Raw genomic sequence first — 25201 nt, 5'->3', positions numbered from 1 at the left:
TCATCCCAAAAGCCGGCTCCTTGCCGGCTTTTTTGGTTCAACTTTCAGTGAGTGCTGTGGCAACCGCATCCATCCATTCCAGATAATCCGTCTCATCCGATTCCAGAATCTGGACACCCACCAGGTATTCCTGGCCCGTTTCACGGCACCACACAACCTCCACCATTAACCGAAACCGCTGCGTTTTGTGCCCAAGACTGATCTCCGCCATCAGCAACGAGTTCAGCACCAACGGCTCCGACGAGACAAGGCTCAGGCCTCTCGCCGAAATATCGCGAATCTGGCATTCAAGAGGAATGGCATCCTGTACCTCAACATCCGGTTCAGGTGACTCAAGCCACAGCCATGCCCGAGCCCTGGCGGTTAAACGATATTCCTCGCGATTGTCCTGCCCACCGGGTAACCCCTGGGAGCTTCCGAACTCGTAGTTATCATCAACCATAAGCCATCCTCAGTTACGGCCAACACGGATCCGGCCAACAACCCGGCTCAGGGTGTCGTCGAACTCTGCTGCACTCCCCAATATCCGGATGCGGCCTGATACGACCCCGGATACCAGCTCATCGTGCAGAAACTCACGGCGATTAAGCCCCAGACGGTCCACGAACACGAACTTCCGGGATGCAGAAATCTTGACCGCCAGTTTCAGCCTGGTCGGTTCCTCACCATCCTTCTGGGCGGCCAGTACAATCCAGCCTCCCAAACCAATACTATCCACCTGTTTGGCCGCCGCCAGCTCATGTTCTTTCTGGAGACGTTCCTCCTCCGCTTTCTCATCTTCCTGGCGCTGCCGTTCCGCTTCTGCCCTCTGTTGCTCCAGGGCTGCCTGTTTTGCCTCTTCTTCGGCCTTTCTTGCGCGCTCGGCGGCTTCCTTCTCCTTTCGCAGTACCTCTGCCCGAGCCCTCGCTTCCCGAGCCGCCTCTTCACGTTGTTTCTGCTGTTTCTCGCACACCTTGAACAACAGATTCACGGTTTCCGAGAGCACCTCACCAAACGGTGTCGGAGCCGGTAAGGACCGCAGGGTGTCGGCTTCAAGATCTGCCAGGAACAACACCCAGTCCTGAAGCCCAAGCTTGACCCCGGCGCCGTTGGTCCAAAGCACTTCCCCGCTGTCTTCGAGCAGCGCGAACAGATAGCGCCTTTGCTCGGTAGCACCCTCGCCTTCAACAAACCAGCGGCCGATGAAGCCCGCGGCCTGTTTCGGGTCTACCGGAGTCAGGGACAGCCAACGGCTGTCCCAGGTAAGACTGTTACCGCTACCCAGGGCAGGCTTGAGTTCCGGCACCTCGCCGCGGATACGCGCTACGATAACCGCCTGGATATCCGCCAATGCATTATCCGGTAATCCCTGCCCGAGGGCCCGGGTCCACACATCCTGTATCCGGTCCCCTATCTGCTCGCCTACATGGTAAAGCCGGTTCCGATCTCTGTCAGACAGTGCCGGGTCACCAAGCCATACCAACCACTCGAGCAGTTTGTTGGCGTGTCGATACAGCTCACTGTCTGTGCCCTCGGACCACACGCTTTGTTTGAGAACCTTGTACCAGTCTTCGATGATGAATCGACTGATGACCACCGGTAACTCACGCCCAGTCAGCGCCCTGCCGATCAGCGCGCGGGAAACCTGGTCGGCAAGACGCTGCCGCGAAGCACCACGCTCGGTCTCAAGCAGGCGTTCACGCAACCGGCTGACCTGGTGCTCACCTTTCTCCCGGTCATCAAGCCATTGTTTACAATAGCTCTCCACCAGTTCGGGCTGGCCACTTTCAAAGCTGCCGGACACCGCGATAACCAGGCTGTCCAATTGGTCCAGCAACACCCTGGATGATCGCCCCCCGGTATCACTCCACCCCCGCCACTCCTGCAGGTTGTCCAACCAGTCAAGAACAACGTCGCTGAACACATTGGCTCCGCGGGTATCGAGCTGCCACGCCAGCCAGAACCGTAATCTGGCAATACGACTAACCAGGGCACGATGCAAACCACTGGTTTTCAGGAACACGTCCATTATCCGGTCAGACAGATAGGCTGCATTGACCTGGCGCACGGTCCATTCGATCTCCACCGACCGCAGAACGTCCGTTACCCGCTCGTCCCGTTGTTCCGTCCAACAGGAAAACAACAGCGGGCGCCAATCGGCATTGGACTCAGGTGACGATTTTCCGGCCGGATAGGGTAAATCCGGCACCCGGATACCCGAAAGAACCTGCGTAATCCTCTCTGAAACCACCTTTCGGGGGGAAGAGTCTGCTTGTAGTTTCCTGGCTGGCGGCGACATCCGTTACCTGTTGACTGGAAGCGTTGAAAAGGGCCTTCAAATAACGCAGTATAACCAACTCGCCGGGGTTTACAGCAACTGCAGACCGGCACCATTCGCGTTAATTATTAAACACCGGGCCCATAATGACAGCGTTACCCGGTGATGTAACGATCTGATTCGGGGAAGCACAACAAGATGTCGGGCAAGAAACTGGAAAACCTGAACGTGGCCAGCCAGGAACCACTGATCACTCCTGAAGCGCTGAAGAACGAAATGCCGCTGTCAGATGAAGCTGCCGAAACCGTAGCCTCTGGCCGCCAGGCCATTTACGACATCATGGATGGCAAAGACCACCGCCTGTTTATCGTGGTTGGCCCCTGCTCTATCCACGATGTGGAGGCAGCCCGCGATTACGCTGCCCGGCTGAAAAAACTCGCCGACGAAGTCAGCGATACCCTGCTGCTGGTGATGCGGGTATATTTCGAGAAACCGCGCACCACCGTTGGCTGGAAAGGCCTGATCAACGACCCACACCTGAACGATACCTTCGATATTGAACAGGGCCTGCACATTGGCCGTCGCTTGCTGCTGGATATCAACGAGATGGGCCTGCCAACCGCCACCGAGGCCCTGGACCCGATCTCCCCCCAGTACCTGCAAGACACCATTGCCTGGTCCGCCATTGGCGCCCGCACCACCGAGTCTCAAACCCACCGGGAAATGAGCAGCGGCCTGTCCATGGCCATTGGCTTCAAGAATGGCACTGATGGCAGCCTGGACGTAGCCGTTAACGCCATGAAATCGGTTTCTCACCCCCACAGCTTCCTGGGCATCGACCAGCAAGGCAAGGTGGCCATCATCCGCACCAAGGGCAACAACTATGGCCACGTGGTGTTGCGCGGTGGCGGTGGCAAACCGAACTATGATTCCGTGAGTGTTGCACTGTGCGAGCAGGCGCTGGACAAAGCCAATCTGCGCAAGTCGATCATGGTGGATTGCAGCCACGCCAATTCCAGCAAAGATCCGGCCATTCAGCCTCTGGTCATGCAGGATGTGACCCATCAGATCCTGGAGGGCAACCAGTCTATCCAGAGCCTGATGGTGGAAAGCCACATCAACTGGGGTAACCAGTCCATCCCGGAAAACCTGGCAGACCTGAAATACGGCGTGTCGGTAACCGATGCCTGTATTGACTGGGAAACCACCGAGAAAGCCATTCGGGATATGCGCGAAAAGCTCAAAGACGTGCTGCCCAAGCGTAACGCCTGAGCGTGCTGACAGGATTCACGGGGTAGCCGATCAGCTTCGGCGCCCCGTGAGACCGATACGCGGGCCCGCCCTGCTTCTCCACCCTCAGGCGCTCGCTACAGCTCCCCGCCAGTCCAGGCGACTTCTGAGCCCGACCACGTGACCGATAATCACCAGAGTGGGGGCCTGGACACCACTGTTCTCGACCTTTCCAACAATATCACTGAGCGTACCCACCACGACTTTCTGGTCGGCCGTTGTGCCCTTGGACACCAGCGCCACCGGCATGTCTGGTGTCATGCCATGGCCAATCAATTGCTGGCAGATAATCGGCAAACCGACTAACCCCATGTAGAACACCAGTGTCTGATTATTCTGCACAAAGTCTGACCAGGGCAAATCGCAGGTATCGTTTTTCAAATGCCCGGTAATAAAGCGCACCGACTGGGCGTGGTCCCGGTGAGTCAGCGGAATGCCCGCATAGGCCGCACAGCCGGACGCTGCGGTTATGCCGGGAACCACCTGAAAGCGAACACCGGCAGCTGCCAGCGTTTCAATCTCTTCGCCGCCGCGGCCGAAGATGAACGGGTCACCACCCTTGAGGCGCACCACTTTGCGGCCCTCCCGGGCCAGCTCCACCAAGCGCTGGTTGATCTGATCCTGCGGCAACGTGTGATTTGAGCGCTGCTTGCCGACATGAACCATCTCAACGTTATCGGGGATCAGGGAGAGTATTTCCGGAGAAACCAGCCGATCGTAGAGAATAACGTCGGCCGACTGGATCAGGCGCCAGGCCTTGAGGGTCAGAAGTTCAGGATCACCCGGGCCGGCGCCCACCAGGGCGACCTCGCCCGCAGAATTATTCGGGTTTTCGGTTACCGGGTTGGGCCTGTACCGAACTGGTGCAGGCCCTGCCTTGACGCCCCTTTCTGGTGCATCCGTGAATGGTTCGCTCATTGGATCCGATCAATGCCTTTCATATAGGGTTTGAGAACGTCCGGAACCAGAATACTGCCGTCCTCCTGCTGGTAGTTCTCCATCACCGCGATCATCGCACGGCCAACGGCCAGACCCGATCCGTTCAGGGTATGAACAGGCTCGGGCTTTCCGGTTTCCGGGTTGCGCCAACGTGCTTGCATACGCCGTGCCTGAAAATCACGGGTGTTGGAGCAGGATGAAATTTCCCGGTATTTACCCTGCCCGGGCAGCCACACTTCCAGATCGTAGGTCTTCGCTGCGGAGAAGCCCATGTCGCCGCCACACAGGGTAACCACCCGATACGGCAGCTCCAGCAACTGCAGCACCTTCTCGGCATGGCCAGTGAGCTGCTCAAGCGCCTCGGTGGAGTCCTCGGGGCGCACAACATGCACCAGTTCAACCTTGTCGAACTGATGCTGCCGGATCATGCCACGCACATCCCGCCCGTAGGAGCCCGCTTCGCTGCGGAAACAGGGGGTATGGCAAACCATCCGCAGTGGCATTTCGCTGGCTTCCAGAATACTGTCGGCCACCAGGTTGGTCGCCGGTACTTCGGCCGTCGGGATCAGGTACAGAGGGTTGTCACCGGCGGTACGAAACAGATCCTCTTCAAACTTGGGTAGCTGGCCGGTACCGAACAGCGCGTTGGCATTGACCAGGTACGGCACATAGGCTTCGGTATAGCCATGCTCTTCTGTGTGCAGGTCGAGCATGAACTGAGCCAGTGCCCGATGCAGCTTCGCCAGTTGACCACGCATGACGGCAAAGCGGGAATGGGCCAGCTGGGTGGCCTTCTCGAAGTCCAGACCCTTGAGCTGTTCGCCCAGGGCAACGTGGTCCCTGGGCTCGAAATCAAAGTGACGCGGCGTGCCCCAAACACGGGTCTCCACGTTGTCGTCTTCGTTCGCTCCCGGCGGTACGTCTTCGTCCGGCAGATTGGGAATACCGGCAAAAAACGCGTTCAGGGATTCCTGTACTGAGCGCAACTCCTCCTCAGCCTCGGCCTTCTGCTGCTTGAGATTGTCCACCTCTTCCAGCAGCGGTTTGATGTCTTCACCCGCCGCTTTGGCCTTACCAATGGATTTCGACCGTTTGTTCTGCTCGCTCTGCAGCGTTTCCGCACGAACCTGAATGGCTCGACGGCGTTCCTCAAGGCGTTCGAAGGTGGCAACGTCAAACTCGAAGTTTTTGATAGCCAGCCGACGGGCAATTTCTTCAGTCTGTGAACGGACACGTTTCGGATCGAGCATGATCTTCCTGAATTTTCCGGTTAACGAATAGTATGGATATCACGGCATTATACCTGCCGTGGTTCTGCTGACCACCATCCCCGGGCGAAGGCCAGGTAATTTGCGGCATGAGCGTTACATCAATAACGCTTTTTGCCGCTTCGGGCATCGAGATCATCCAGACGCTGGCGCTTTTCAGCCAGTTTGATCTCCAGCCCACGCATGACAGGCTGATAGTAACGGCGTTGGTGGATAGCTTCAGGCAGGTAAGACTCTCCGGCCGCGTAAGCGTCCGGTTCGTCATGGGCGTAGCGATATTCATCACCGTGGCCCAGGCTTTTCATCAGCTTGGTAGGAGCATTACGCAAGTGCACCGGCACTTCGTAATCGGGATCCTTTCGGATGTCCGCCATGCACTCGTTGAACGCCTTGTACACGGCATTACTCTTTGGTGCCAGCGCCAGGTAGGTGACAGCCTGAGCCAGCGCCAGCTCCCCTTCCGGTGATCCCAACCGCTCCTGGGCATCCCAGGCCTGCATGGTAATTTGCAGGGCACGGGGGTCGGCGTTGCCGATGTCTTCGCTGGCGATCCGCACCAGGCGCCGCGCCACATACAGGGGGTCACAGCCACCGTCCAGCATACGGCAAAGCCAGTACAGGGAACCATCGGGGCTGGAGCCCCGCACGGATTTGTGCAACGCGGAGATCTGGTCATAGAACACGTCGCCGCCTTTGTCGAACCGGCGCAGGCTGGTTTGCAGTACCTGTTCCAGTGTCTGGGCGGTGATGGCGTTCTGCCCGTTGTCATCCGGCTCGGCCAGGTCAGCGGCCACCTCGAGAATGTTCAGAGCACGCCGGGCATCGCCTCCAGAGGCTTCGGCCATGTTATCCAGCACCCCGGCTGGCACCTGAAGGGTGCCGCCGAAGCCCGCTGGCGAAACCAATGCTCGATTCAGGAGTTCAAGGATGTCCGGCTTGTCCAGGTTTTTGAGCACATATACGCGGGTCCGCGACAAGAGCGCGCTGTTCAGTTCGAAAGAGGGGTTTTCCGTGGTGGCACCCACAAAAATGAACGTGCCATCTTCAATATGAGGGAGAAAGGCATCCTGTTGGCTTTTGTTGAACCGGTGCACCTCGTCAACGAACAGCAGCGTGTCCCTGCCCTGGGACTGCTTGCGGTTGCGGGCCCGCTCGACCACATCCCGGATATCCTTGACGCCGCTGAGCACGGCAGAGAGCGTTTCATAGGACAAGTCACCCACATTGGCCAACAGCCGGGCAAAGGTGGTTTTACCCACTCCGGGTGGCCCCCAGAGAATCATCGAATGCAGTTGGCCCTGCTCTACGGCGCGCCTGAGCGGTTTTCCGGGGCCGACCAGATGAGACTGGCCAACGTATTCGTCCAGGTTGGCCGGCCGCATTCGCGCCGCCAGGGGCTGGAATCCGGCCTCGGGCTCAAACAGGTTGTCCTGCATCAGGCACCGTCCCGAATAATATCCACCTCCTCGGGGTATTCCAGGCGGAACGCACTGTTGTCCAGTTCCTGATTCAGTGTTATCCGGTCAAAGCTGAGAATACTCAGTTGAGACAGCGAATCTTCCATTCTCATTTCCTGAAGTTCACCGTTGTAGAAGCTCAAGCGCAAGGATGTAAACAGGGAATCGGCGCCCCTCGGAACCAGTGTGAACTCGCGGGTATTGTCACCCATCCGGCGCTCACTCACATCGTAGGTTTCCTCAAGATTATCCACTTCGCCACTCAGAAGCAGCGCCGGTGTTGTCTGCACCCGATCATCCAGGGTGTGGATGGTGACCTGTTCCAGATCCGGGTCGTAAACCTCCACCGTGTCGCCGTCACTGACAATAAACTGGGATAAAGGCGCACCGGTTTCCCAGTAGAACAGACCCGGTCGCTTGGCCTTCAGAGACCCACGGGTTTCCTGAACCCGGTTGCCATTTTCATTGACCACAATCTGGATGAAATCGGCCTGGTAGGTTTGGTAACTGCGCAACATAGAGGCCAGTTCTTCAGCGGCATCGCGAGAGCTGTTGCCCTGTTCCGCAGAGGCCGTTGCCACAACGGCCATCATGCACAGCGTCGCTATCATCGTGTAGACAGATCTGATCATAAGTGTGCTGCTCCTAGTCTCTTGGGGGCGGCGGCGCCAGAACTTCCCTGGCACCATTATGACCCGCCGGACTGACCACTCCCGAGGCTTCCATGGCGTCTACCAGGTTCGCAGCACGGTTGTAGCCGATCTTGAATTTACGTTGAACGGAGGAGATCGACACCCGTCGGTTCTCGGTCACAAAGGCCACCGCTTCGTCGAACAGCGCGTCTCCTTCGTCACCACCGCCGGCACCGCCTTCGCTGAGGGTTGGCACGCCCGGCAGGTGCTCACCTTCGGCGCCGTTAAGCACATCATCCACGTATTCCGGTTCACCCCGGGCTTTCCAGGCGCTGACCACCCGGTGTACTTCGTCATCGTCAACGAAGGCTCCGTGTACCCGAACCGGCAGGCCAGAACCCGGCGGCAGGTATAGCATGTCGCCGTGGCCCAGCAGCTGTTCGGCGCCACCCTGATCAAGCACGGTACGGGAGTCGATCTTGGACGACACCTGGAACGACATCCGGGTCGGGATATTGGCCTTGATCAGGCCTGTGATCACATCCACGGATGGCCGCTGGGTAGCAAGAATCAGATGGATACCGGCGGCACGGGCCTTCTGGGCAATGCGGGCGATCAGCTCTTCCACCTTTTTGCCGACAATCATCATCATGTCAGCGAATTCGTCGATTACGACAACGATGAACGGCAGGGTTTCCAGTTCTGGCCGCTCCTGTTCGTCGTTAGCCAGGTATTCATCCGGTTTCCAGAGAGGGTCCAGTAACGGCTCGCCCTCAGCCCTGGCGTCCTTCACCTTTTTGTTGTAGCCGGCGATGTTGCGCACGCCCAGGCTGGCCATCAAACGGTAGCGCCGCTCCATCTCCGCCACACACCAGCGCAGTGCATTGGCGGCTTCTTTCATGTCCGTCACAACCGGTGCCAGCAGGTGCGGGATGCCGTCGTAGATGCTCAGTTCCAGCATCTTCGGGTCCACCATGATAAAGCGCACTTCATCGGGACTGGCTTTGAGCAGCATGCTCAGCAGCATGGCGTTAACCCCGACCGATTTACCCGAACCGGTCGTACCGGCCACCAGCAGGTGCGGCATCTTGGCCAGATTGGCCACCATCGGATTACCGCCAATATCGTTACCCAGTGCCAGTGTCAGCGGCGATGACGACTCGGTAAACACCCGGGCCCCAAGAACTTCGCTCAGACGAACGATTTCCCGCTCCTCATTGGGAATCTCGATGCCCACCACGGACTTTCCGGGTATGACTTCCACCACCCGTACACTCAACACCGCCAATGAACGGGCGAGATCCTTGGCCAGGTTGGAAATCTTGCTGACTTTCACCCCGGCGGCGGGCTTGATCTCGAATCGGGTGATAACCGGGCCAGGATTGACCTCGACCACCTCTACCGTGACACCGAAATCCGCCAGCTTCTCTTCGAGCAGGCGCGACATGTGCTCCAGTGATTCTTCCGAGTAACCCTTTTCTTTATGTTCCTCAGGCGGGTCCAGCAAGGAAATGGGCGGAATCAGGCTCTCAATGTCTTCCAGCAAAGAGCCCTGCTTGCTGTTGGCTTTCTTGTCGGCAGGCCCCTGATCATCCTTCTTGAACGGGGCAATTTTCAGTGCCCGGTTCGCGGGCTTGGGCTGCTGGGGCGCGGCCGCCTTGCGAGGCGTTTCATCCCGATCCCCCGAGCTGAAACTTTCCAGTCTTGCGGGTTCTGGTTCAATTTCAGGAAGCCCGTCAATCGCCGGTTCCTTACGAGCTTTGCTTCTATCCTTCTGTGTACCCTTATCGGCCGCTTTTGGTTTGCGGCGGAATAAACGGCGCCACCAGGAGCCTTTCTGAGGTGCTTTCTCTGCTACCGGATTGGTCTGCGCCACCCGGTCCTTGATAACCGGAGGCTCTGGCTCAGGGCGGGCAGCAGGAGGCACACCAGGGCTTTTGACCTTGCGCTCGCTGCCCTTGAACAGCAACTGAAGCCAACGTCCGGTTCTGAGCGTCAACCCACCAACATGGTCCATCAAGCGGAACCAGGACAGGCCGACGGTCACGGTCAGGGCGAACAGGAAGATCGCGATCAGCAACAGCGTGGTGGCTGGCAGATTGAAGAAGCGCACCATGGCTTCTGAAACCGCCGTGCCCAGTACACCACCGGAGGAGGCACCAAGGCCAAATACCGAATAAAGGGAAAGCAGGCTGGTGGCCGACAACAGAATCAGCAGAAACCCGCCAAAGCGAACCATGAACAGTGGCCAATGGAGGTCCAGTGACTCATGCCTGCGACGGATCAGCATGACGGCATAACCGGCAATCATCACCGGGAACAGCCAGGAAACCTGCCCGAAGAAGTCCACCAGCAGGCTTGCGAGCCAGGCGCCGGAGCGCCCGGCGGCGTTATCCACGCGAGTATCGTGGCCGATACTCGCCCACCCGGGGTCAGACGCACTGAAGGTAAACAGCGCCATCGCCAGATAGATGCACAGCACAATCATGCCGATAACCGCACCCTCTCTGGCCCCTTGGGCCATCAGGCGGCGAAAGCGCTGTTGTTTTTCTGTCAGTTCCGTCGATGCTGCTTGTTTCGCTTTAGCGGATTCCGCCATGAATGCTCAAACCGTCAGTGAGTTTAGTCTTTCAGCGCCTGAAAACCCCGTGTCAGATCGGTTTTCAGGTCATCAATGGCTTCAATGCCAACAGACAACCGGATCAGATTCTCGGTGATGCCCGCCTTGTCTTTATCCTCGGGAGATAACCGGCCATGGGTTGTCGTCGCCGGGTGGGTAATGGTGGTTTTCACATCACCCAGATTCGCTGTGATTGAAATCATTCGGGTGGCATCAATAAAGCGCCAGGCTTCTTCTCTGCCCCCTTTGACCAGAAACGACACAATTCCGCCAAACCCGTCCTGTTGCTTCTTCGCCAGCTGATGCTGGGGATGGCTTTCAAGACCCGCGTAGAACACTCTTTCCACGCTTGGCTGGCGTTCGAGCCAGTTCGCCAACTCTAACGCATTGTTGCAGTGGGCTCGCATACGAATCGGTAAGGTTTCCAGCCCCTTCTGGAACACCCAGGCATTGAACGGGCTCATGGTGGGCCCGGCAGATCGCAGGAACCCGTAGATCTCATCCAGATACCTGGCAGGCCCTACCACCACTCCGCCAACACAGCGGCCCTGGCCATCCAGGTACTTTGTGGCTGAATGGATCACCAGATCCGCCCCCTGTTCCAGGGGTCGCTGCAATACCGGCGTGCAGAAACAGTTATCCACCACAAACAGGGCATCGTTGGCCCTGGCCAGCGCCGACAATGCGTCCATGTCAGCGATTTCACAAAGCGGGTTGGATGGCGTTTCAATAAACAGCATCCGGGTTTCCGGCCGGACTGCTGCCTCCCAGCCGTCTGCATCCGTCAGGCTAACGAACGTGGTCTCAACCCCGAAACGCGCCATATACTTCTGGAACAACACGTTGGTGGTGCCAAACACGCCACGGGAACAGATAACGTGATCCCCGGACTGCAGCAACGCCATACAGGTACTCAGGATGGCCGCCATGCCCGAGGCAGTGGCAACGGCCTTTTCTCCACCTTCCATGGCAGCGATGCGGGCCTCAAAACCCTGAACGGTTGGATTGGTAAAGCGGGAATAGATGTTGCCGGGCTCCTCACCACCAAAACGGGCTGCCGCCTGGGCTGCACTGCCATAGACGAAACTGGAGGTCGGAAAGATGGCGTCGCTGTGCTCCAGCTGACCGGTCCGGACCTGCCCTGCCCTCACTGCCAGGGTATCCACTGACATACCGTCCAGATCCGATTCAGGAATCCAGAGATGTTCTTCACGGCCGATTGTCATAGTGTTCTCCTGGCACGGGCGTTAGGGGTTCAGTCTTCGTCATTATGGAGGTCGATAATGGCATTATCACCATCGATGATCTGCCCACCGGGACGCTTCTCGTCTTTACGCAGGTCCTCGAGCCGGCGCAGGTAGGCCTCGTCTACGTCACCGGTTACGTAATCACCGGTAAACACCGAGCACTCCCAACCATCGATATCGTCGTTGACATCGTTGACGCAGGTAATCAGGTCTTCCAGGTCCTGGTATACCAGCCAGTCAGCACCGATCTGCTCCCGAACCTCCTCCACCGAACGGTCGTGGGCAATCAGCTCACTGGCCGAGGGCATATCAATGCCGTATACGTTGGGATAACGCACAGGCGGCGCTGCCGAGGCGAAGTAGACGTTCCGGGCACCGGCGTCACGGGCCATCTGAACGATCTCCTTACAGGTGGTTCCCCGGACGATGGAATCATCAACCAGCATGACGTTCTTGCCGCGGAACTCCAGGTCTATGGGATTGAGCTTCTGGCGCACCGACTTCTTCCGCATTTTCTGGCCGGGCATGATGAACGTCCGCCCGATATAGCGGTTCTTGATAAAGCCTTCCCGGTATTTGACGCCCAACTGATAGGCCATCTGCATGGCCGACGTCCGGCTGGTGTCCGGAATCGGGATCACCACATCAATGTCATGGTCCGGCCGCTCCCTGAGCACCTTGTCTGCCAGGGTTTCGCCCATGCGCAGGCGTGCCTTGTATACCGACACCCGGTCCATGATGGAGTCGGGACGAGCAAAATAGACGTGCTCGAAGATGCATGGATACAGCTTGGGGGATTCCGCACATTGCTCGGTATAGAGGGTACCGTCTGTTTCGATGTAAACCGCTTCACCCGGTGCGATATCCCGAACGATCTCGAAGCCGGCGGCGTTCAGAGCCACGCTCTCCGAGGCGATCATATATTCTTTCTGGCCATCGTCGCTTTCCCGCACACCGTAACAGGCCGGGCGAATGCCATTGGGGTCGCGGAAACCGACAATGCCGTAGCCGGTAATCATCGCGATAACAGCATAGGCACCCCGGCACCGCTTGTGCACGGCGCGGACGGCGGCAAAGATCTCGTCTTTGGTCGGGTTCAGTTTCCCAAGCTTCTGCAGCTCATGGGCAAATACGTTGAGCAACACTTCGGAATCGGAATTGGTGTTGATGTGGCGCAGATCGGTGCGGAACAAATCGCTGCTCAGGTCATCGGCATTGGTCAGGTTGCCGTTGTGTGCCAGAGTAATGCCATAGGGGCTGTTCACGTAAAACGGCTGGGCCTCGGCAGAGCTTGAACTGCCAGCGGTGGGGTAACGGACGTGACCGATCCCCACATTGCCTACCAGCCTGCGCATATGCCGGGTATGGAATACGTCCCGGACCAGGCCATTGTCCTTGCGCAGAAAAAACCGGTTATCCTGAAAAGTCACAATACCCGCCGCATCCTGGCCACGGTGCTGAAGAACAGTCAGTGCATCGTAAAGAAGCTGGTTGACGTTTGAAGTACTGACAATACCGACAATGCCGCACATGGCTGGGGAACTCTCCGAGTGTTAAATCTGAATGTTAACGGGATGCAGGCGTGGGTTCCACGCCTTCCTGCTCTGTTGAGGATTCGGTGCTGTACCCGGCCCCTGCTTCGGGGCCCAGGAACCGGGCAAATTCATCACCCAGGGTTCGGCGGGACCAGTCTTCGACCACCGCCAGACGGTCGATCATCACTGACGTTCTCCACCAGGTATCTTCGGCAAGCGGTGTGTAGCGGGTAAACGCGATACCGACAATGACCACCACCACACCCCGCAGCAACCCGAACCCCATGCCGAGAACGCGGTCGGTGGCTGACAATCCGGTCGCCCGCACCAGATGACCAATCATATTATTGATAATAGCGCCCACAATCAGGGTGCCGAAAAACAGAATTGCAAAGGCCGCAATCAAACGCACCAGTGGTGTTTCCACGGTGGATTCAAGCAATGACTGCATCTGAGGATGGAACGTGCGGGCAATGATGAATGCCGCAACCCAGGTCACCAGCGACAGGGCTTCGCGAACAAAGCCCCGCTTCAGACTGATCAGCGTGGAAACAGCAATCAGAGCAATGATGACCCAGTCAATCCAGATCAGCGCGTCCATGAAAAACCCGATGGAGAAAAGGAAGCGCGAATTCTAACAGGAAACCGGGCGTCACCAAACCGCCTGAGGCTCATAAATTGCAAGTCACCGGGTCACTTTCCGCCGGAGGTAACCAGGCTGTTCAGTGAGAAGGCATCATCCAAGGCTTTCTTGGCGGCCTCGGCCTCGGACTTGTTGACAAACGGCCCGCTGAACACCCGGGTCAACGTGGTGTCGCCGCGCTCCACTTGCTGTAGGTGGGCGCCGTACCCCATGTCGCGAACATTGTCGCGCAGCCGGCGGGCATTGTCGGCATTACCAAAGCTGCCAAGCTGGACAACCCAGGCACCTTCAAGTGACCGGGTGAACTCAGCGGATTCCACCGCCGAGCTGGCAGAAGTTGCAGGCTCAGAGGATTGCGAAACCTGTGGCTGAGGTTCTGAGCTGGCTGCAGGGCTATCCGTCGTGCGGGTAACCGGCTCTGCTACCTGGGCCGCGGGCACGCGGGCGCTGGACGATTCTGGCGCAGGCTCCTCAACGCCTTCAATCAGTCGATAACCGGGAGCTGATTCCGTAGCGGGAGTGTCCTGAGGCGCTGAATTCATGCCGTAGTCGCTGCCGCCAAGGGCCGGCTCCGGGGGAACGTCCACTTCAGGGAACGGCGGCTCCTCGGGGATGGTGACAGGCCGGGACTGGCGCTCGGAATGGGGCTCGTCAAATATCATCGGCACAAAAATCACAGCCAGGGAGACCAGAACCAGCGCACCAATGATTCTTTGTTTCAATCCGTTCACGAGAAAGGGCTCCCTTAACCTAACAGTTTGGTATTGATACTAACCGCCGAGTGCCGTTAACACAAAGCTCCGGCGCCTGCCATGGACAAAGTTTAAGAGACTTCGCCGGCAAGTCGGGCCCGGGCCTCCGCAACGGTGTAGAACGAACCGAATACCACGATAGTGTCGTTCTCGCCGGCCTCCGCCAGTACCGAAGCCATGGCATCAGCCACAGACTCAGACGTCGTGCAACCGGCAATTCCGCAAGCCCGCGCCCGCTCCACCAGAGTCTGCACCTCCAGCCCGCGCGGCACATCGAGACCGGCGAACCACCAGCGTTCGACAACTGGCGCCATGGCCCGCATTACCCCCTCCACGTCTTTATCCGCCAGAGCGGCATAAACACCGAACACCTTGCCCTGCCCTGACCGCTGCAACTCAAGCCGCTGAGCCAACCAGCGTGCGGCATGGGGATTGTGACCAACATCCACGATCACATCCGGCCTTGTTCTCAACCGCTCAAAACGCCCCGGCACCGTTACAGACCTGGCTGTATCCGCTAACAGGCTGACAGTCATGGTTGGCGCCAACACCCGCGCCAACACCACCGCTGCCGCAACACTTTCGACAGGTAGCGGGCCGGCCGGCAGGGTTATACTGAGCCCCTCGATCGTCAGCTCAACGGAATCGCCAACCGGCCTGAGCCGGTAATCACGCCCGGTCACCTTAAGATTGACCTTCTGCGCGGCGGCCTGCTGAAGCACAGAGGCGGGAGGCTCCGGATCTGCACAGACCGCAGTAATCCCGGGCCGCAGAACACCGGCCTTTTCGAAGCCGATCACTTCCCGGTTATCGCCCAGAAATCCGATATGGTCGATATCAATAGAGGTGATCACCGCGAAGTCAGCGTCCAGCACATTAACGGCATCCAGACGTCCACCAAGGCCGACCTCCAGAATCCAGTCTTCGACACCCGCGTCGGCGAGCGCCACGAAGGCTGCCAGGGTTCCGAATTCAAAGTAGGTCAGGGAAACCTTACCCCGTGCCGCCTCCACTTGTTCGAAGGCGGATATCAACGCGGCATCGCTGATATCCTGACCGTTAATCCGCACCCGCTCGTTATAACGCTGAAGATGGGGAGAAGTATAAGCTCCGGTGGTTCGCCCGGCGGCCCGCAAAAGCGACTCCAGGGCCGCCACGGTCGTGCCTTTGCCGTTGGTGCCCGCTACAGTGATGATTCGCGCTGCTGGCTTTCGCGGAAACAGGCGGCGCAAAACCACCAGAACCCGATCCAGGCCAAGGTCAATTTCGGTGGGATGAATGGCTTCCAGATACTGAAGCCACTTTTCAACAGACGCACCGGCCCCGGGAGGGACCGGTACGGGCCTTGCGTCAGTGCTGGGAGGGTTCATCTGTGTCGGGTTTTTCCGTGATCTCGAACTCGATGGGATCTTCCGTGCCTGGCTTTTCCTGGCCGGTGAACTTGGCAAGAACGTGGGCTACCCGCTCGCGCATCTGGTGCCGGTGCAGAATCATATCGATAGCACCGTGTTCCAGCAGGAATTCACTGCGCTGGAAACCTTCCGGCAGTTTCTCGCGGACGGTCTGCTCGATCACCCGGGGGCCCGCAAAACCGATCAGCGCATAAGGCTCGGCTATATTGAGGTCGCCCAGCATCGCGAGGCTGGCAGACACACCGCCGAACACCGGATCGGTCATGATCGAAATGTAGGGAATGCCTTCCTGCTTGAGCTTCTCCAGCACTGCAGCGGTCTTTGCCATCTGCATCAACGACAGAATGGCCTCCTGCATACGGGCGCCACCGCTGGCAGAAAAGCAGACCAGGGGAATACGGTGCTCAAGGGAAACATTGGCCGCCTGTACGAATTTCTCACCAACCACCTGGCCCATGGAACCGCCCAGGAAGTTGAACTCGAAAGCACAAGCCACCAGGGGAACGCCCATCGTTGAACCCTTCATAGCGACCAGGGCGTCTTTTTCGCCGGTTGCTTTCTGGGCTGCTGAAAGCCGGTCCTTGTAGCGCTTGCTGTCCTTGAACTTGAGCCGATCAGAAGGCTCCAGTTCTGCGGCTATTTCTTCGCGGCCGTCCTTGTCGAGGAAGATGTCCAGCCGGCGCCGGGCAGACACACGCAGGTGGTGGTTACACTTCGGGCAGACGTCCAGGTTTTTCTCGAGTTCAGGCTTGTATAAAAACGCCCCGCACTTGGGGCACTTCTTCCACAGCCCTTCCGGCACCCCGGTACGTTGCCGCGATTCCGAGCGAATCTTGCTCGGCATGATCTTATCCAGCCAGTTACTCATGCTTTCATCCTGTCCTTTGATGCCTGGAAGCCGGCCCCTCAGGATGCCAGACTATCCAGGGCTTCACGCATCGGGTGCAACAGATCCGTCAGCGCCTTGGCCAGGGCTTCGGGATCTGTCTGGTGTCGGGCTATTGTATCGACCAGCACGCTTCCGACAATTACACCATCGGATACTTTGCCAACGGCAGCCGCTGTCTCCGCATCCCGGATTCCGAATCCGACACCGACCGGCAGCGCCGTCAGTTCGTGCACATGGGCCACTTTTTTCGCCACTTCATCAACATTGATGGTTGCCGACCCAGTCACGCCCTTGATTGAAACATAGTACACATAACCGGATGAGTGTTCGCTGATTGCCTTGATGCGCTCATCCGTGGTGGTGGGCGCCAGCAGGAAGATTGGGTCCATGTTACGGGCGGAAAACAATGGAGCGACGTCTTCGGCCTCTTCCGGTGGCAGGTCAACGGTGAGGATACCGTCTACACCCGCATCGGCCGCAGCATCCGCAAACGCCTCGTAACCCATGGCTTCCATCGGGTTCAGATACCCCATCAGTACCACCGGTGTGGTGGTGTTGGTCTTCCGGAATTCCTTGACCATTCCGATTACCTGGCGCAGGGACGTGCCGTGCACCAGGGCTCGCTCACAGGCAAGCTGGATAACAGGCCCGTCCGCCATGGGATCGGAAAACGGCACGCCCAACTCAATGATGTCTGAGCCAGCATCCACCAGGGTGTGCATCAGACTGACCGTCTGCCCCGGCTCTGGGTCACCGGCGGTGATATACGGTATCAGCGCCTTTCGACCCTGCTCTTTCAATGATTTCAGTACGCCTTCAATTCGGCTCATGCCTGCTCCTGATACCTTCAGATCTCAATGCCATCCAACTGGGCAATGGTGTGAATATCCTTGTCGCCACGGCCGGAGACATTGATCACGATCATCTTGTCCTTGTCCATGGTTGCTGCCAGCTTAAGCGCGTAGGCAACCGCATGGGCGGTTTCCAGCGCCGGCATAATACCCTCAACACGGGTCAGCTTACGGAAACCGTCCAGCGCTTCGTCATCGGTGACCGAGACATAATTGGCGCGACCGATGTCTTTCAACCAGGAGTGCTCTGGGCCTACTCCCGGATAATCCAGGCCAGCGCTGACCGAATGGGTTGCTGCGATCTGGCCGTTTTCGTCTTCCATCAGGTACGTACGGTTTCCGTGAAGAACCCCCGGGCGCCCGGCACACAGAGGTGCGGCATGCTGACCGGTTTCGATACCCAGGCCGCCTGCTTCAACACCGTAAAGCTCAACATTCTCATCAGACAGGAACGGATAGAACATGCCGATGGCATTGGAGCCGCCACCAACACAGGCTACCAGCGCATCCGGCAGTTTACCGGCCTGCTCAAGGGCCTGGCGACGGGTTTCCCGACCAATCACCGACTGGAAATCGCGAACCAGCAGTGGATAGGGATGCGGGCCAGCCACGGTACCGATGATATAGAAGGTTTCATCAACATTGGCCACCCAGTCACGCATGGCGTCGTTCATGGCATCTTTCAGGGTTTTGGTGCCGCTCTGGACCGCATGCACGGTGGCCCCGAGTAGCTTCATCCGGTAGACGTTGAGGGACTGACGCTTGACGTCTTCCGCCCCCATGAACACATGGCACTCAAGCCCAAGCCGCGCGCACACCGTTGCGGTTGCCACACCATGCTGTCCGGCCCCGGTTTCAGCAATAATTCGTTTCTTGCCCAGGAAACTGGCCAGAAGCGCCTGGCCAATGGTGTTGTTCACCTTGTGAGCACCGGTATGGTTGAGGTCTTCACGCTTCAGCCAGATCTGGGCACCACCGGTTTCCCGCGTCAGTCGCTCGGCAAAATACAATGGGCTGGGACGCCCCACATAGTCCGCCAGGTCTTTATCGAAAGTGGCCTGGAATTCGGCATCATCTTTCAGCCGGAGATACTCTTTCTCCAGCGTCATCAACGAGTCCATCAGGGTTTCGGAAACAAACCGGCCACCGAAGGCACCGAAGTGACCTTTCGCATCCGGAAGCGCCTTCAACATCTCTTCAGTCAGTTTTACAGACACGGTGAACCTCTTTCATAAAATCGGATAGTTTGGTGGCGTCTTTCTTGCCCTTGCTCTGCTCCACCCCTCCGCTTACGTCGACAGCCCAGGGCCTGACTTCTTCAATGGCGCGGGCTACGTTAGCAGAAGACAACCCACCGGCCAATATCAGGGGTAACGGCCGGTGTTCAGGAATCAATGCCCAGTTGAAGGACTGCCCGGTTCCCCCATAACGATTCGGATCCCAGGCATCGACCAGAAGGCCGGAGGCCTTGCGATAGTCATCAAAGGCCTTCTCTATCTGACCCTCTTCGCGAACCCTGACCGCTTTGATCCAGCGGCGTCCGAAGCTGGCACAGAAGTCCGGGGATTCATCGCCGTGGAACTGCAACAGATCCAGCGGGACCTGATCCAGCACACTCTCGACAAACCGGGCATCCGGATTCACAAACAAACCGGTCAGCGTGACGAAGGCAGGTATTCGATCCGCCAGCGCCCTGGCGTGCTCAACCGTAACCGAGCGTGGGCTCGGCTCATAGAAAACCAGACCGATGGCGTCTGCGCCGCACCTTACCGCGACGTCAATATCTTCCGGCCGGGTCAAGCCGCAAACTTTCACACGGGTGGTCATGTTTCTGACACCGGTTGTTTGGGGTGAATGTGCGTTGGCTCAATAGGTCCGTTCTCACCGTCGGTGAACCAGGGACTTACGAAACCGGGGCCGCACAGAGCCCTCGGTATTCCGTACTGATCCGGGTAGCCAACATCCACAAGATAGAGTCCGTCCGGTGGTGCGGTCACACCCGCCAACTTGCGATCTTTGCTGGCCAACACCTCACCAACCCATGGTTCAGGCTGTTTGCCTGCCCCCACGGCCATCAAGGCGCCAGCAATGTTGCGCACCATATGGTGCAGAAAAGCGTTGGCCTGAACATCTATTACGACATAGTCGCCCTTTCGGGTTACCGAAATCCGCTCCAGATAGCGAACTGGCGTTCTGGACTGACAACCGGCTGCCCGGAACGAACTGAAGTCGTGTTCACCGACAAGCACCTGAGCCGCCCTGTGCATACTGGCAACGTCAAGCGGCCGAAAGGTCCAGCTCACCTGCCCCCGCTGAATCCCGGGCCTTACCGGACGATTCAGAATAACATACCGGTAGCGCCGATAAACCGCCGAGAACCGTGCATGAAAATCTGCCACACCATTGCCCGCCCAGTGCACGGAAATATCATCCGGCAAGGCGGTATTCATGCCCATGACCCAGGAGCGGAGATTCCTCACCGAGGGAGTATCAAAATGAGCCACCTGAAAGCTGGCATGAACGCGGGCATCCGTACGCCCCGCGCACACCAGGTCAACCGGGTGATCAGCAACTCTGGACACGGCCCTGGCCAGCTCGCTCTCCACTGACCGGACACCGCTTTTCTGGAGTTGCCAGCCATGAAACCCGCGACCATCGTATTCAAACGCAATGGCTACCCGACCGTTTCCGATCGCATTATCTGTGGTCAAAGGCTGAGAATTGAGAAACAAGGATTGGTCCGTCGAAAAGAGTTCACTGAAAAACAAAGCGCCGGCCTTATGGCCGGCGCTGTTACCGATATCACGAGATTATAACGGATCAGGAAAGATTTTTAAGGAGCTCCTGCGCTTCCGCCTTCTGCTCGTCGTTTCCTTCCAGAGCGACCTCTTCCAGGATATCACGGGCTCCGTCGCTGTCCCCCATCTCGATGTAGGCCCGGGCCAGATCGAGTTTGGTCGCCGCTTCGTCAGTCCCGGCAAGGAAATCGAAATCATCGTCCTCGCCCAATGACTCCTCATCGATATCAAGCGCGGAACTCTGCTCCTGCTTGCCATCCAGCGATTCGGACGCCAGCGGAACCAGATCGTCATCCATGGCATCAGCCTCCTGCTCAGTGGCCTCAGGCTCACCTTCCTGAGCCTGCTCACTTGTTGGTTCTGAGTCAGCCGGCTCTTCGCTGCTGAACGCGTCTTCCAGACCAAGCTCTTCATCCAGGGATGCCGCTTCCTGTTCCGGACCTGCGGGCTGCTCGTCAGACTCAGAGAACTCTTCCATCAGGGCGAGATCCTCGTCAGACACATCAAGTTCCAGGTCGTCCAGCGTAGACTCGTCAAGGTCCAGCCCTTCCGGCTCGCCTTCTTCCTCAGCAACCTTGTCCAGTTCGGCATCAAGCTCGTCCAGGAAGGACTCATCCAGGGCATCCACGTCGCCCGACAATTCATCCTCAACGGTTTCCGCATCTCCAACCTGTTCTGCTTTATCAGACTCCTCTTCCAGTCCGAAATCCAGAGTATCCTCTTCCGCTGTCTCAACCGCCGGCTCTTCGGTGGCTTCGTCTTCAAGTGCGGACTCGAAATCGAAACTCAGATCCTCTTCGTCGGCTTTGGCCTCGCCCGAGTCTTCAAGATCCATTTCGAGAGAAGAGAAATCCTGCTCTTCGGAAGTGTCGACGGCGGATTCGTCTTTTTCAGATACCTCAAGACCGGAAAGGTCGTATTCAATCAGATCGTCGGGAGAATCACCCTCCTTCTCGACGTCCGATTCCAGCTCTCCGAACTCGTTCTCCTGCTCAGGCTCGGGACTGGCCTCAAACTCGTCTGCTTTCAGGTCATCGGACAGATGCCAATCATCATCAGACGGTAACTCGTCTTCCTGACCAGGCTCTTCCTCTGTCGCCACCGAAGTACTGAAGGAATCAGACCGCAGTTGCGACTCAAGGTCGTCGATGCTTGGCATAGACTCGGCTTCTTCAAGACGCTCGCGAAGAACGGTTGCCTGCTCAATAGCGGCTTCGTCTTCCAGGGCCTCAATTTCCCCGTACTGTTTCTCGAACGAATCACGATCCTGGCTGTCCGCGTATACCCCAAGCAGCTTCAACCGGAGATCAGTGCGGCTCGGCTCCCGGGAAATGGCGGTTTCAAGTACCTGTGCTGCCTGATCATGACGACCATAGGCAATGTAGGTGTCGGCTTCGGCCAGGGCGTCAGCGCCTTCCTGCTGATCAACAGCTTCGTCTTCCAGGCTCAGATCAAACGAATCGCTTTCGCTACCGTCCTCGCTGTTGAGTTGGTCGTAGAATGCCTTTTCACGATTGGCGTTCCGGCGTGCAACCAGCAGAAGCAACAGCAAGAGCAGAACCAGGCCGCCACCCAGGGCAATCTGGTACATCGGATTGTTTGAAATGGCGTCAATCACATTACCGGGGAAACCCTTCTCCACGGCGGGAGGGGCAACCGGCGCTGGCTGGCGAGGCTGTTCGCGGGGCTGCTCCGCTGCCGGAGCGGCGGCCACGTCTACCTCATCGGCTTCCTGCTCTGCCGCTTCGTCGGCGGGTTGCGCGGATTCGGTAGTAGCGACTTCCTCACCGGCGCCATCTACGCCACTGTCGTCTGTCAGCTCATCCGATACGGCCTGCTCGCTACCCTCAGCTGCGGGCATATCTTCGAGTACTTCTGAATCGTCCTCGGCGACGTCATCAGCACCATCAACTGCCGCCAGTTCTCCGGTCGGCGCTTCGGCCTCGTCGTCCGGGAGTTGATCCGCCGCCGCTGCCTCTTCAGCCGTCATACCCTGCAAATCTGCAAGCTGGCTGTTCTTGAGCTCTAACAGACGCTGCAGGGTGGAAACCTGATCCTGAAGATCAGCCAGGCGACTGTTCAATTCTTCGTTTTCGCGACGCGTGGCTTCCAGCTCTTCCATCGCTACCGCTGAGCCCACGTCGCTGCCGCCCGGCAAATCGCCATCACCGCCAGCGGAGCCACCCTCGGTAACATCGCGAGATTCGCCATCCGCTACCAGCAAGCGCAATTCGTCACCGGCTGCGCCCGCCTGGGTAGGCGCCGGAGCGGATTCAGCCTCTGCGGTACGGGTGGCGTCGACGGTACGAGACTGGAACGCCTCGTTTTGCTGTGCAACAACGCGGTTAGCTTCTGCCTGGCTCCGGCTGCGGATCTGTTCCATGGTTGGAACTCTCAGCACCTCACCACGCTTCAACCGATTGATGTTGCCGCCCATAAAGGCATTGGGGTTCTGGTCCTGAAGGGCCAGCATAACCTGCTGCATAGACACAGAGCTGTCCGGGCGGACACGCTGGGCGATAGTCCAGAGCGTGTCTGATGGACCGGTCGGGCCGAACGTGTCAGCCTGATAGCCCCGAGCAAGTGAACTCTCGGCCTGGGCCTGGCGACGCACAGACTCCTGGCTACGGGGCGCTGCCTGCCTTGGACTTGCTGGCGCTGCCGAAGGCGCACTCACCTGCTCCTGAACACCGGAATCTTCGGCATACACTGGTGGATCTACCAGTACCGAATATTCCCGCATCAGTCGGCCATTAGGCCAGGTCAGCTCCAACAGAAAATTCAGGTAAGGTTCCCGGAGCGGCTCCCGGGAAGAGACGTTAACAACGAGACTGCCGTCGGAAACGGTAACCACCTCAAACCTCAGCCTGCTCAGAAACTGGTGGCGATCAATGCCAATCCGCTGATAAGCGGCTTCCGGCGCAACATTTACAAATACATCACCGGGATCCACCCCACGACTTTCACGGAGTGATATTTCCGCATCCAGGGGCTCATTCAGCCAGGACTGCAGTTCAATTTCCCCCAGCCCCAACGCCTGAGCGACACCGGAACCGAGCCCTCCCGCCAGCGCCATGGCAACCGCAAGCTTGCGTACCTTCATGCTTTTTCCTTTCCAGTCTCCGTTATTCTTTACTGCTGTATCTCAACAGAATCGGACGAGGTTGGATGACTTCCGTCTTTTTAGTTCTCGTTGTTATATCGCAATTATACCGTTCAGTTTGGCAAGTATTGTTGATAAAGCCTCTTTTATCAATCAATCAGCCGCAATCCTTGCACCGTTTTTTTACCAATCGGGCGGAACTCCTTAACAGCCCTGAAAATAACAGGGGCGGACGCTGAAATCAGCCTCCGCCCCACTCCGGCATACGAAAAACCGGACACAGTTGGCATTAATTACCACTGTGTAACACTATTTAACGTTCCTGCAGAATCCGCAGCATGCGGCGCAGAGGCTCAGCGGCCCCCCACAGCAACTGGTCACCCACGGTAAACGCAGAAATGTATTCCGGCCCCATGGACAATTTGCGAATCCGCCCGATGGGGATACTCAGGGTGCCGGTCACTTTCGCCGGCGTGAGTTCCTGCATGGTGGCATCACGATCATTCGGGATGACTTTCACCCAGTCGTTGGCCTTGGCAAGGATACCCTCGATTTCCGCAACCGACAGGTCTTTCTTGAGCTTGATAGTCAGCGCCTGGCTGTGAGAGCGCATAGCGCCAATACGAACACAGATGCCGTCGATAGGAATCGGATTGTCGCTGCGGCCAAGAATCTTGTTGGTCTCAACGCCCGCCTTCCACTCTTCCTTGCTCATGCCGTTATCGAGCTGCTTGTCGATAAACGGAATCAGGCTGCCCGCCAAGGGCACGCCGAAGTGCTCGGTGGGGAAATCACCGGAACGCATGGTATCGGTTACCTTGCGGTCGATTTCCAGGATCGCCGACGAGGGGTCAGCAAGCTCTGACTTGACGCTGTCGTTCAACGCACCCATCTGGCTCAGCAGTTCCCGCATGTTCTGGGCACCGGAACCGGAAGCCGCCTGATAGGTCATTGGAGAGACCCACTCAATAAGATCCTGCTCCAGCAGACCACCCAGGGCCAGCATCATCAGGCTCACGGTGCAGTTACCGCCAATATAATCTTTTACGCCCTTATCCAGGGCGGCATCGATCACGTTGCGATTAACCGGATCCAGCACAATGACGGAGTGATCCACCATCCGCAGGGACGATGCCGCGTCAATCCAGTAGCCGTTCCAACCTGCATCGCGCAGCTTCTGGTACACCGCTGAGGTGTAATCACCGCCCTGACAGGTCAGGATTACGTCCATGCCTTTCAGGACGTCGATATCAAAGGCATCCTGGAGTGGCGGAACGCCTTCTTTGCCTACGTCCGGGGCCGGCTTGCCCGCCTGGGAAGTGGTAAAAAACACCGGATCGATGTCGGCAAAATCGTTTTCTTCACGCATGCGCTGCATGAGGACTGAGCCTACCATGCCACGCCAACCTACAAGTCCAACTCGCTTCATGTGCGACCTTTGAACCTCACATTATGCCCGCCCGCTACCGTTATCGCTGGCAGGGACAGGATGGATGATCCCGCAGTGG

General features: G+C 57.9%; 20 protein-coding genes. 1 reads left to right on the top strand and 19 read right to left on the bottom strand.

The genetic code is table 11. From position 1 onward, the window contains the following. Positions 1-37: 37 nt before the first annotated feature. Complete coding sequence (locus FIV08_RS09185; RefSeq protein WP_152438098.1) at positions 38-442, bottom strand: PilZ domain-containing protein; 405 nt, start codon at positions 440-442, stop codon at positions 38-40. Positions 443-451: 9 nt separating this feature from the next. Further along, positions 452-2188 (bottom strand): DUF1631 family protein, encoded by a 1737-nt coding sequence (locus FIV08_RS09180; protein WP_228715522.1) that lies wholly within the window; start codon positions 2186-2188, stop codon positions 452-454. A 267-nt stretch (positions 2189-2455) separates the two neighbouring features. Between FIV08_RS09180 and FIV08_RS09175 the strand changes: the two genes are divergently transcribed. Next, the gene (locus FIV08_RS09175) at positions 2456-3529 is read left to right on the top strand and encodes a 3-deoxy-7-phosphoheptulonate synthase (RefSeq protein WP_061331154.1); all 1074 of its coding nucleotides are present in this window, start codon (positions 2456-2458) and stop codon (positions 3527-3529) included. 84 nt (positions 3530-3613) lie between these two features. Here the strand turns inward: FIV08_RS09175 and cobA are convergent, their stop codons facing one another. From cobA to asd, 17 genes are all read right to left on the bottom strand, one after another. Next, entirely contained in the window at positions 3614-4465 is an 852-nt protein-coding gene (cobA, locus tag FIV08_RS09170; protein ID WP_152438096.1) for a uroporphyrinogen-III C-methyltransferase, read from the bottom strand. Then, entirely contained in the window at positions 4462-5736 is a 1275-nt protein-coding gene (gene serS, locus FIV08_RS09165) for a serine--tRNA ligase (protein ID WP_058089724.1), read from the bottom strand. The genes cobA and serS overlap by 4 nt, the downstream gene beginning before the upstream one ends. A gap of 119 nt (positions 5737-5855) precedes the next feature. Next, positions 5856-7190 carry a replication-associated recombination protein A gene (locus tag FIV08_RS09160; protein WP_152438095.1) on the bottom strand — a complete coding sequence of 445 codons (1335 nt, stop codon included), beginning with the start codon at positions 7188-7190 and terminating at the stop codon, positions 5856-5858. Continuing rightward, positions 7190-7843, bottom strand: coding sequence for an outer membrane lipoprotein chaperone LolA (lolA, locus tag FIV08_RS09155; RefSeq protein ID WP_152438094.1), 654 nt, complete (start codon positions 7841-7843; stop codon positions 7190-7192). The genes FIV08_RS09160 and lolA overlap by 1 nt, the downstream gene beginning before the upstream one ends. Positions 7844-7856: 13 nt before the next feature. Beyond that, complete coding sequence (locus FIV08_RS09150) at positions 7857-10442, bottom strand: DNA translocase FtsK (RefSeq protein WP_152438093.1); 2586 nt, start codon at positions 10440-10442, stop codon at positions 7857-7859. 23 nt (positions 10443-10465) lie between these two features. Further along, positions 10466-11689, bottom strand: coding sequence for an O-succinylhomoserine sulfhydrylase (locus FIV08_RS09145; RefSeq protein WP_152438092.1), 1224 nt, complete (start codon positions 11687-11689; stop codon positions 10466-10468). 29 nt (positions 11690-11718) lie between these two features. Further along, a complete protein-coding gene (gene purF / locus FIV08_RS09140) occupies positions 11719-13242 on the bottom strand; it encodes an amidophosphoribosyltransferase (RefSeq protein WP_058089719.1) in 1524 nt (507 codons plus the stop codon). Between the two features lie 34 nt (positions 13243-13276). Then, entirely contained in the window at positions 13277-13846 is a 570-nt protein-coding gene (locus FIV08_RS09135) for a CvpA family protein (protein WP_152438091.1), read from the bottom strand. Positions 13847-13938: 92 nt separating this feature from the next. Beyond that, positions 13939-14619 carry an SPOR domain-containing protein gene (locus FIV08_RS09130; RefSeq protein WP_152438090.1) on the bottom strand — a complete coding sequence of 227 codons (681 nt, stop codon included), beginning with the start codon at positions 14617-14619 and terminating at the stop codon, positions 13939-13941. A 92-nt stretch (positions 14620-14711) separates the two neighbouring features. Then, a complete protein-coding gene (folC, locus tag FIV08_RS09125; protein WP_152438089.1) occupies positions 14712-16010 on the bottom strand; it encodes a bifunctional tetrahydrofolate synthase/dihydrofolate synthase in 1299 nt (432 codons plus the stop codon). Further along, complete coding sequence (gene accD, locus FIV08_RS09120; RefSeq protein ID WP_106695698.1) at positions 15991-16920, bottom strand: acetyl-CoA carboxylase, carboxyltransferase subunit beta; 930 nt, start codon at positions 16918-16920, stop codon at positions 15991-15993. The genes folC and accD overlap by 20 nt, the downstream gene beginning before the upstream one ends. 38 nt (positions 16921-16958) lie before the next feature. Then, entirely contained in the window at positions 16959-17771 is an 813-nt protein-coding gene (trpA, locus tag FIV08_RS09115; protein ID WP_072677375.1) for a tryptophan synthase subunit alpha, read from the bottom strand. A 17-nt stretch (positions 17772-17788) separates the two neighbouring features. Further along, entirely contained in the window at positions 17789-18997 is a 1209-nt protein-coding gene (trpB, locus tag FIV08_RS09110) for a tryptophan synthase subunit beta (protein ID WP_197463805.1), read from the bottom strand. Then, positions 18990-19619, bottom strand: coding sequence for a phosphoribosylanthranilate isomerase (locus tag FIV08_RS09105; protein ID WP_152438088.1), 630 nt, complete (start codon positions 19617-19619; stop codon positions 18990-18992). Before FIV08_RS09105 ends, trpB begins: the two co-directional genes overlap by 8 nt. Next, entirely contained in the window at positions 19616-20524 is a 909-nt protein-coding gene (gene truA, locus FIV08_RS09100) for a tRNA pseudouridine(38-40) synthase TruA (protein WP_058089711.1), read from the bottom strand. Before truA ends, FIV08_RS09105 begins: the two co-directional genes overlap by 4 nt. An 88-nt stretch (positions 20525-20612) precedes the next feature. Next, the gene (locus FIV08_RS09095) at positions 20613-23693 is read right to left on the bottom strand and encodes a FimV/HubP family polar landmark protein (RefSeq protein WP_152438087.1); all 3081 of its coding nucleotides are present in this window, start codon (positions 23691-23693) and stop codon (positions 20613-20615) included. Positions 23694-24006: 313 nt separating this feature from the next. Then, positions 24007-25122 carry an aspartate-semialdehyde dehydrogenase gene (asd, locus tag FIV08_RS09090; protein ID WP_152438086.1) on the bottom strand — a complete coding sequence of 372 codons (1116 nt, stop codon included), beginning with the start codon at positions 25120-25122 and terminating at the stop codon, positions 24007-24009. Between the last annotated feature and the right edge of the window lie 79 nt (positions 25123-25201).

It is taken from the genome of Marinobacter sp. THAF197a (assembly GCF_009363275.1).
Lineage (GTDB): Bacteria > Pseudomonadota > Gammaproteobacteria > Pseudomonadales > Oleiphilaceae > Marinobacter.
The sequence above is the reverse complement of the archived record's forward strand: the minus strand, read 5'-3'. Positions and strand labels throughout refer to the sequence as shown.